The following is a 3,322-nucleotide window of genomic DNA, read 5'->3' on the forward strand; positions in this document are numbered from 1 at the left end:
CACCTGGCTCTCCTGCTGGCGGCGACGTTCCTGCTCACTGCGCTAAGGCTGTGGCTAGAGGAGATCCCCGCGCTGCTCTACTCGACCACCGGGCCGCTGATCGGCGCCAGCTATACGGACCTGCACGCCCGGCTCCCGGCACTGCGGGTCTCGGCGCTCGTGGCGGTCCTCGCCGCGGCGGTCGTCGTGATCGGGGCGGTCCAGCGGCGTCTGCCGCGCTACGGGGTCCTGGCGATCGGAGGCTACCTGGGCGTGGCCGCTCTCGGACGCGTCTTCTTTCCGGCGGCCATGCAGAAGTTCGTGGTGGCGCCCACCGAGCTGACCCGGGAGACGCCCTATCTCCGGCATCACATCGCCGCCACCCGCCAGGCGTGGGGGCTCGACAGCGTGGAGGTCCGCGACCTGGCGGCAGAGGCAGGCCTCACCCTGGCGGACATCCGGGCCAACGCCCCGACCATCGAGAACGTGCGGCTGTGGGACCGGGAGCCTTTGCTCAGAACCTTCGGACAGCTCCAGGAGATCCGTACCTACTACGATTTCGTCTCGGTGGACGACGACCGGTACTGGATCGACGGGAACTACCGGCAGGTCCTGCTCTCGCCCCGCGAGCTCAACGCCGCCTCGCTGCCGACCCGCACGTTCATCAACGAGCACCTGACGTTCACCCACGGCATGGGCCTGACCCTGAGCCCCGTCAACCAGGTGACCGTGGAAGGCCTGCCGGTCCTCTTCATCAAGGACCTGCCGCCGGCCTCGACCGTCTCGCTTCGGGTCACCCGCCCGCAGATCTATTACGGCGAGATCGCCAACGAATACGTCTTCGTCGGCACCCGGCAGCGCGAGTTCGACCACCCGTCCGGCGAGGCGAACGTCTACGCCCCCTACCGCGGCACGGGCGGCGTCGAGGTCGGCAACATCTGGCGCCGGCTCCTGCTCGCCGTCCGGTTCGGCTCGTCCAAGGTCCTGCTCTCGCAGGACATCACCAACGACAGCCGGGTGCTCTATCACCGAAACATCCTGGCCCGCGCGAGGAAGGCGCTGCCGTTCCTCCGGTTCGACCGCGACCCCTACCTGATCATCGCCGGCGACGGCAGCCTGAAGTGGATGCTCGATGCCTACACCGCCACCGACCGGTATCCCTACGCGCAGCGCCTGATGGACGGCACGAGCTACATGCGAAACAGCGTCAAGCTCGTCATCGACGCCTACGACGGCTCGCTCACCGCGTATGTCAGCGCCCCGGCCGATCCGCTGATCCGGACCTGGGCCGGCATCTTCCCCGGGATCTTCGTTCCGCTCGACAGCATGCCGGCCCACCTGCGCGCGCACATACGGTACCCGGACGACATCTACCGGATCCAGACCAGTCTCTATACCACCTATCACATGGGGGAGCCGGAGGACTTCTACCACCGGGAGGACCAGTGGCAGATCCCCGAGGTCACCAAGGCCGACGAGTCGGTGCCGTTCATGCGCCACATCATCATGCGGCTGCCGGAGGAGTCGCAGGCGGAGTTCATCTACATGGTTCCCTTCACGCCGCGGGGAAAGGAGAACCTGGCGGCGTGGATGGTGGCGCGGAACGACGGCGAGGTCTACGGGAAACTGCTGGTGTACCGGCTCTCCCGTCAGAGCCTCGTGTTCGGGCCTCGACAGATCGAGAACCGGATCAACCAGAACACCGAGGTCGCCCGGCAGATCACCCTGTGGGACCAGCGGGGCTCGCAGGTGATCCGCGGCGACCTGCTGGTGATCCCGATCGAGGAATCACTGGTGTACGTCCAGCCGCTCTATCTCCAGGCGGAAGGCGGGCGGATTCCCGAGCTCAAGCGCGTGATCGTAGCCTATCAGAATCGGGTGGTGATGCAGGAGACCCTGGAGCAGGGCCTGGCCGAGCTGTTCGGCGGCCGGGCGCCGGCGGTCGCCGGCCGAGAGCCGGCGGCGGAGCCGGCGACCAGCGACACGACCGTCCGGGCACTGATCGCCGAGGCATGGCGCCGATACCAGGCCGCGCTGGAGGCCAATCGGCAGGTGGACTGGGCGCGCTACGGAGAGGAGTTCCGGCGGCTCGGCGAGGCGCTCGAGCGGCTCGAGGCGGGGACGGGGGAACCGTAGCGGGACGGCGGGACGAAACTACCTCATCCCGAGCGAAGCGAGCAACTGTCTTGGTTTCTGTGGCGGTCGGAGTCTAGGCATAGCGCCAGGGGCGCGCATCGCGCAGAATGGCGTTGAGCAGGACCAGGAGTTTCCGGGCGACCGCGGTGAGGGCCACCTTGGCGGGTTTGCCGGTGCTGCGCAGGCGGTGATAGAAGACGCGCAGGACCGGATTCCAGCGCGCGGCCGTGAGCGCGGCCATGTAGAGCACGGTGCGGACCGCCGGCCGGCCGCCCCAGCAGGTGCGGCGGCCCCGGAGGGTTCCGCTGTCGCGGGCGAGCGGGGCGACCCCCACCAGCGCGGCGATGTGATGGCGATCGAGCTGCCCCAGCTCGGGCAGCAGGCCCAGAAGGGTCCGGGCCAGCGTGGGCCCCACGCCGGGCACGCTCTGCAGCAACTGGTCCTGCACCCGCCAGACCGGACTGGCCTGGATCGCGGCCTCGAGCGTGGCGTCGGTATCGATCACTTGGCGTTCGAGCCAGCGGATGTGGGTGTCGAGGCTGCGGCGGACGAGCCGGCCGCGGGCCCGCGGGCGGCGCTGCCGCTCGGCATGGAGCATCTCGAGCAGCTGCCGCCGCCGGGTGAGCAGCGCTTCGAGCTCCTGCGTGGCCTCATCCGGCAGCGGGCGCGGGGCCGGCTGCACCCGCGCCCCGAAGAGCGCGAGCACCTGGGCGTCGATCCGGTCGGTCTTGGCGAGGCGCCCGAGCGCTTTGGCGAAGTCGCGGACTTGGCGGGGATTGACCACGGCGACGGGAAGGCCCGCGGTGACCAGCGCGGCGACAACGGGAGCCTCATAGCCGCCGGTGGCTTCGACCACCACGAGCGTGACCGACTGCGACTGCACCGCCTGGACCAGCGCCGTCAAGCCGGCGGTGTCCGTGGCGAACTCGCCGCTGCGGCCGGCGGGCTCACTGGCGAGGGTGACCGACGCCTTCGCCACATCGAGACCGAGATAGATCGAGCTGGGCATCGCTCCTCCGGAGTAACGGTCGCGACGGCCCAGCCTTGTGGATGCGGAGTGAACTCCGGGCAACTGTACGGGCTCGACGGACCTGGTGCGGGAGGGCCCTGGCTCGCTTACGGGCTGGATCCCTGAGGGACGACGGGCTCCTCCCACTCCCAAGCTACTGCGCGGAGAAGACACAAGGGACCTGCTCGGCGGTCATCG

2 protein-coding genes are annotated in these 3,322 nt (G+C 69.3%); one reads left to right on the top strand and one right to left on the bottom strand.

Annotated elements, in window-relative coordinates; translation table 11 throughout:
- Positions 1 to 2,115 (top strand): UPF0182 family protein (locus tag VF468_06425; GenBank protein ID HEX5877944.1); only part of this gene is annotated, 2,115 nt, incomplete at its 5' end.
- A gap of 73 nt (positions 2,116 to 2,188) precedes the next feature.
- Here VF468_06425 and VF468_06430 read toward each other — a convergent pair.
- Positions 2,189 to 3,124 (bottom strand): IS110 family transposase, encoded by a 936-nt coding sequence (locus VF468_06430; protein ID HEX5877945.1) that lies wholly within the window; start codon positions 3,122 to 3,124, stop codon positions 2,189 to 2,191.
- Positions 3,125 to 3,322: the final 198 nt, after the last annotated feature.

This window comes from Actinomycetota bacterium (assembly GCA_036280995.1).
Lineage (GTDB): Bacteria > Actinomycetota > CALGFH01 > CALGFH01 > CALGFH01 > CALGFH01.

Excerpts from the sequence above, each read along its gene's own strand:
- VF468_06430 (HEX5877945.1), bottom strand. The coding sequence starts at position 3,124 with ATGCCCAGCTCGATCTATCTCGGTCTCGATGTGGCGAAGGCGTCGGTC.